5 protein-coding genes are annotated in these 5,142 nt (G+C 70.1%); 2 read left to right on the top strand and 3 right to left on the bottom strand.

Going from position 1 to position 5,142, the window contains the following annotated elements; translation table 11 throughout:
• Window positions 1–1,468, top strand: a 1,468-nt coding sequence (locus B3547_RS12960) for an alkaline phosphatase D family protein (RefSeq protein WP_292963771.1), incomplete at its 5' end; no start/stop codon positions are given.
• 152 nt (window positions 1,469–1,620) lie between these two features.
• Here the strand turns inward: B3547_RS12960 and B3547_RS12955 are convergent.
• Genes B3547_RS12955 through B3547_RS12945 form a run of 3 tightly spaced genes read right to left on the bottom strand, consistent with a single transcriptional unit; the run spans window position 1,621 to window position 3,320 of the window.
• Entirely contained in the window at window positions 1,621–2,004 is a 384-nt protein-coding gene (locus B3547_RS12955; protein WP_124809695.1) for an OsmC family protein, read from the bottom strand.
• A gap of 28 nt (window positions 2,005–2,032) precedes the next feature.
• On the bottom strand, window positions 2,033–2,929 hold the full coding sequence (locus tag B3547_RS12950) for a pirin family protein (RefSeq protein ID WP_292963768.1): 897 nt from the start codon (window positions 2,927–2,929) through the stop codon (window positions 2,033–2,035).
• A 43-nt stretch (window positions 2,930–2,972) separates the two neighbouring features.
• Window positions 2,973–3,320: a hypothetical protein gene (locus B3547_RS12945; RefSeq protein ID WP_233497457.1), complete on the bottom strand. Its 348-nt coding sequence runs from the start codon at window positions 3,318–3,320 to the stop codon at window positions 2,973–2,975.
• 266 nt (window positions 3,321–3,586) lie between these two features.
• Between B3547_RS12945 and B3547_RS12940 the strand changes: the two genes are divergently transcribed.
• Window positions 3,587–5,142: amino acid adenylation domain-containing protein (locus B3547_RS12940; protein WP_292963767.1), on the top strand; the 1,556-nt coding region annotated here is incomplete at its 3' end.

Below are 5,142 nucleotides of genomic sequence, written 5' to 3'. Positions count from 1 at the left end.
GGTGCGCTTGCACGTGGCGGCGCGCGAGGGCGGCACGCCGGTGGAAAGCGGCGCGGCCGACGCGCGCGCGGCGCGCGATTTCACGGTCAAGGTGGAGCCGGCCACGCTGCAGGCGGGCACCGATTACTGGTACTGGTTCGAACTGGCCGATGGCACCCGCTCGCCCACCGGCCGCTTCCGCACACTGCCCCGCGGCGCGACCGCGGACGTGGTCTTCGCGGTGGTGACTTGCCAGCTCTATCCCGGCGGGTTCTTCAACGCCTATGACGCGCTGGCCAGGCGCGACCGGCTCGACGCGGTGATCCACCTGGGCGATTACATCTACGAATACGGCGCGGACGGCTATGGCGCGGCGATCGGGCGGAAAATCGGCCGGATCGTGGAGCCGGCGCACGAAGTGGTGACGCTGGCCGACTACCGCGCGCGCCACGCCTTCTACAAGCGGGATCCGATGCTGCAGGCCGCGCACGCCCGCGCCGCGTTCATCTGCGTGTGGGACGATCACGAAACCGCGAACGACAGCTGGATCGGCGGCGCGGAAAACCACCAGCCCGCCGCCGAGGGCGATTGGGGCAAGCGCAAGGCGGCGGCGATGCAGGCCTATTTCGAATGGCTGCCGATCCGCGATCCCCGCCCGGGCCAGCCGTGGGAAGCGATCAACCGCAGCTTCGCCTTCGGCGATCTGGCCACGCTGCTGATGGTGGAAACGCGGCTGCTGGCGCGCAGCCATCAGGCGGAACATAAGGACGGGGTGCCGGCCACCGAGGACATCGCCGCCGTGCTGGCCGAGCGCAACCGCCCGGACCGCGAGATGCTGGGCGAACCGCAGCGCGCCTGGGTGGAGCGCGAGCTGGCCGACTCGGTCAAGGCGGGCACGCCCTGGCAGGTGATCGGCAACCAGGTGAACATGGGCCGGATCAACGGCCCCGATCTGGACAAGCAGTTCGGGCCGGACAAGGCGGCGGCGATGCTGGCGGCGATGTCGCCCCGCGCGCGGCGGCGGGCGGAAGCCGCGCAGGCCGGCTACCGCGCCGGGGTGCCGTTCAACCTCGATGCGTGGGATGGCTATCCGGCGGCGCGCGAGCGGCTCTATGCCAGCTTCCGCCGCGCCGGCAGCGAACCGCTGGTGCTGGCGGGCGACAGCCACGCCTTCTGGGCCACCAATCTGGCGGACGACGCCGGCACCGCGGTGGCGGTGGAATTCGGCACCTCGTCGATCACCAGCCCCTCGATCGGCGACGAGATGCCGGCGGTGCCGCTGGGCGAGATGCTGCGCGAAGCCAGCCCCGAAGTGGTGTTCTGCGACCAGCGCGCCAAGGGCTATGTCCTGCTGACGCTGACGCCCGCGCAGGCCGTGGCCGATTACCTGGCCGTCTCCACCGTGCTGGAGCCGCGCTATACCGAAAGCCGGCTGGCGCGCTTCACCGTGGCGGCCGGGGCGAAAGGGCGCAAGCTGGCGGCGGGATAGAGGCGGACGGCATCCGCATCGTCATTGCGAGCGTAAGCGAAGCAATCCAGTGCCCCGCGTGCCGCTTTGGCCCGCATACCGCTCTGGATTGCCGCGGGGCTTCGCCCCTCGCAATGACGAAAGGCGGGAGAGCTAAAGCCGGGCCGGGCCGTTCAGGCCAGCCGCGTGTCGATCGCGATGCCGCCCTTCAGCGTGAGCGTGACGGGGGTGCGTTCGGCCACATCGGCCAGGCGCGCCTGCTGGTCCGCGTCCAGCCCGGCGATGGTCAGGACGCGTTCGATCCGGCGATCGTCCTTGCCGCCGGTGAGGCGCAGCGCCACGTCGAGCGATTCGAGTGGCCACTGCTTGCGATCGGCATACATGCGCAGCGTGATCGCGGTACAGGCGCCGAGCCCCGCCAGGATCAGGTCATAGGGCGCCGGGCCGGCATTGGCGCCGCCGAGCGCGGGCGGTTCGTCGGCCACGATGCGGTGGCCGTCGACCTCGATCTCGGTGCGGTAGCGGTCCTTGCCGATATGGGCGGTGCCGTGAACCATGGGATTTCTCCTGAAAACGGGCGGGCGGTCAGGCCGGCAGGGGGATGAATTCGCTTTCGCCGGGAACGCGGGCGAAGCGGCCGGCCTTCCAGTCTTCCTTGGCCTGCTCGATCCGTTCGGCTGAGGACGAGACGAAGTTCCAGAAGATGTTGCGCTTTTCGGGCAGCGGTTCGCCGCCCAGCAGCATGATGCGGGTCTGCCCCCGGGCGCGCAGGATCACTTCGGCGCCGGGCTTGAACACCACCAGTTCGTCCTTGGCGAAAGTGCCGGTCTGGCCGACCACTTCCACTTCGCCGCCGACCACGTAGATCGCGCGCTCGATGTGTTCGGCCTTCACCTGATAGCGCGCGCCATCGGCCAGGGCGATATCGGCATAGACCATGTCGGAGAACGTCTTCACCGGCGAGACCAGCCCGTCCGACGTGCCGGCGATCAGCGTCAGGCGCGTGCCGGCGTCCTCGATCACGGGGATGTCCGTGGCCTTGTGGTGGACGAAGGCGGGATCGACTTCCTCGGCCTGGGTGGGCAGCGCCACCCAGGTCTGCAGGCCGAACAGCGCGTTGGCGTGGCTGCGCTGCTCCTGCGCGGTGCGTTCGGAATGGACGATGCCGCTGCCGGCGGTCATCCAGTTGACCTCGCCGGGGCGGATCGGCTGGACCGAGCCCAGCGAATCCCGGTGCAGGATCTCGCCTTCGAGCAGGTAGGTGATCGTGGCGAGGCCGATGTGCGGGTGCGGGCGCACGTCCAGCCCTTCGCCGGTGTCGAACGTGGCCGGCCCCATCTCGTCGAAGAAGATGAACGGGCCGACCATGCGGCGGTGCGCCGAAGGCAGCGCGCGGCGAACCTGGAAACCGTCTCCCAGATCGCGCACGGGCGGAAGGATGACGAGATCGACGCCGTCGACGGTGGAAGTGCGGGTGGTCATGGCGGGATTCCTTGGTGTGGGGAGGGAGCGGTGTGCGGGGAAATCAGGCGCCGAGCAGCGCCATCGCTTCGATCTGGGCCGGCGAATAGCCTTGCGCGGCGAGCGCGGGGATGTGCTGGCGGGCCAGGGCGCGGGTGCGGTGGCTTTCGCACAGGAAATCGCGCACCGGGCGCAGGTGGGCGGGAATGGTGTCGGCCGCGGCGCGCGGACGCGGCTTGACGACGTGGCCGGTGATCGCGCCAACTGCACGGCCCACGCGGTCGCGCAGCGATCCGGCGAGCGGGGGCTGGCCGCAGGGGCAATCGGCCACGGCGTTGAGCGCGGCCTTCACATCCTGCCATTCGGCCGGGCTGAGGCGCGGGGTGGCGGTGTCGAGCAGGGCTTTGAGCATGGCGTCGTCTCCATCGTGCGATGTGGTCACTATGCCGCAAAGCCCGAGTCGGAATGATCCGGATAATGTGGGCCAAAGTGTTCGAGATTATCGAAAGGTGGTGCGGGGCCTTCCTTACCGGACCTTAATTTGACGGTCACTTTGCAGTCGATAGCCCGCATCTATTGCTGGAAAATCGCGGATTGTATCGGCATGGCGCCCCGCTCCGGCGGAGCGCGTCATGCGGGGCACCCGCGGGCCGCTTCGGGCCGGAAGCAGGGGACCATATGAATTTCGAGGACAGCGCAATTCTGGCGCGCGGCGCGGCGGACGAGACCGGCCGCCTGCTGCACGCCTTTCTGGCGGATACCGTCGCGCGCGTGCCGGGGCAGATGGCGCTGGACATCCCGCCGGGCCGCGACCGCGCCGTGCGCGCGACGATGACCTATGCCGAACTGGCGGACGCTTCGGACCGGCTGGCGCGACACCTTGCGCCGATGATCGCCGGGGAAGCGATCGTCGCGCTGCTGCTGCCGCGCACCTCGCCACTGCTCTATGTCGCGCAACTGGCGGTGCTGAAGGCCGGGGCGGCGTTCACCTGCCTGGACCCGTCGTTCCCCGAGGAACGGATGCGCGAAATCCTGGAGGACGCGGAGCCTGTGGCCGTGCTGGCCGACGCCGAGGGCCTGGCGCGGCTGGCGCCGCTGGTGGACGATCCCGCGCGCCTGTTCAATGCGGACGCGCTGCTGGCGCGCGACCCCCCGGCGGGCGATCTGCCGGAGGGCTTCGCCGCCGACCGGCTGGCCTATGTGATCTACACCTCGGGCACCACCGGCCGCCCCAAGGGGGTGATGATCGAGCATCGCAACATCGCCAGCCTCGTCGCGTCCGACATCGCCGAATTCGGCCTGACCACGGCGGACCGCGTGGTGCAGGGATCGTCCTCCGCCTACGATTCCTCGCTGGAGGAAACGTGGCTTGCCTTCGCCACCGGCGCCACGCTGCTGGTGATGGACGATGCGGCGGCGCGGCTGGGGCCGGACATCGTCGGCTGGCTGCGCGACGAGCGCGCCACCGTGTTCTGCCCGCCGCCGACGCTGCTGCGGTCCAGCGGCTGCGCCGATCCCGAACGCGCGCTGCCCGACCTCAAGCTGCTCTACGTGGGTGGCGAGGCGCTGCCGCGCGACATCGCCGACCTGTGGCAGAAGGGCCGGCGGCTGGTGAACGGCTATGGCCCTACCGAATGCGCGGTGACCTGCCTGCGCGGCGATATCGTGCCGGGCAAGCCGATCACCATCGGCGCGCCGGTGCCGGGAATGCACGCCTGGGTGCTGGATGAGGCGCTGGATGAAGTGGCCGAGGGAATGCGCGGGGAACTGTGCATGGGCGGCGCGGGCGTGGCGCGCGGATACCGCAACCGGCCGGACCTGACCGCCGAGAAGTTCTGCGATCATCCGGTGCTGGGCCGCATCTATCGCACCGGCGACCTCGTGCACCGCGAGGCGGACGGGAACTTCTATTACCACGGGCGCATCGACGCGCAGGTCAAGTTGCGCGGATACCGCGTGGAACTGGGCGAGATCGAGGCGCGGCTGGCCGAGCTGCCGGGCGTGCGCGCGGCCGGCTGCCGGATGCAGGACCATCGCGGCGTGCCCGAACTCGTCGCCTTCGTGGTGGCCGACGATCCGCGCCAGCCGCCCGACCTCGACGCGCTGCGCGGCGATCTGCTCGCCACCCTGCCGCGCTATATGGTCCCGCGCGAGATCGCGCTGATCGACGACCTGCCGACGACGGTGGGCGGCAAGCTCAACCGCGCGGCGCTGCCGCTGATCGACATCGCCGC

Origin of the sequence: Novosphingobium sp. UBA1939 (genome assembly GCF_002336885.1) — a bacterium.
In the GTDB taxonomy this organism is placed as follows: domain Bacteria; phylum Pseudomonadota; class Alphaproteobacteria; order Sphingomonadales; family Sphingomonadaceae; genus Novosphingobium.
The sequence above is the reverse complement of the archived record's forward strand: the minus strand, read 5'-3'. Positions and strand labels throughout refer to the sequence as shown.